The organism is Vibrio sp. 378 (assembly GCF_033339435.1).
In genome coordinates, this window is sequence record NZ_JAWOUO010000573.1 from 1 (window position 1) to 690 (window position 690).

1 protein-coding gene is annotated in these 690 nt (G+C 45.5%); it reads left to right on the plus strand.

The features are described 5' to 3' along the window. On the plus strand, positions 1-690 hold a 690-nt coding region (locus tag R7Q48_RS27605; RefSeq protein WP_318133462.1), incomplete at both ends, for a site-specific integrase.

Here is a 690-nt window from a genome sequence, read left to right on the forward strand (position 1 = left end):
CAGGGGAAAGGTAATGCGATAGAATCGGTGGGAACGGCGAGGAACTACGAACAAGCATTGAAAACCTGTTGCGATTATCTGAAAGAGTTCAAGCTTGGCTCTCTAAGAGAACTAACCCCAGAACAAGCAAAAAACTACATAGAGTTACGCGCTCACGAATGTAAACAAAGCACAATCGACATGGATCGTCAGGCAATACAAACAATGATGCAGCATGTCACACATAAGTTAGAACCCAATCAAACACTATACCCACCCAAAGAGCTTCCTACATCTAAAAAAGAAACTATTGAAAACTCTCGTTCTTACACGCCAGAACAGGTCAATGCGATCATTCAGCACCAAACCGAGCAACATGCACTCTCAACACAACTTTGTCATGAAGCGGGTCTACGCGCTCACGAACTGTACACACTACGACCTTCTGGCGAAGTAAATCCGAGTCCACGGGACGTACACCAAGATAAATTTTCCCAACTCCCCAATGACTCAAAAACCTACACGGTTCAAGGGAAAGGCGGTCTCATTCGTGAAGTTCAAATCCCCAACCATTTGGCAGAAAAGTTAGAAGAACGCAGACTCGATACACCACAGCAACTCTCTGACAGGGGCGTGAATTACGAATCGCATTACAACATAGCAGGAGGACACAAGTTTTCTGATGCGTTCAGCAAAGCGAGTTCTCGCGCT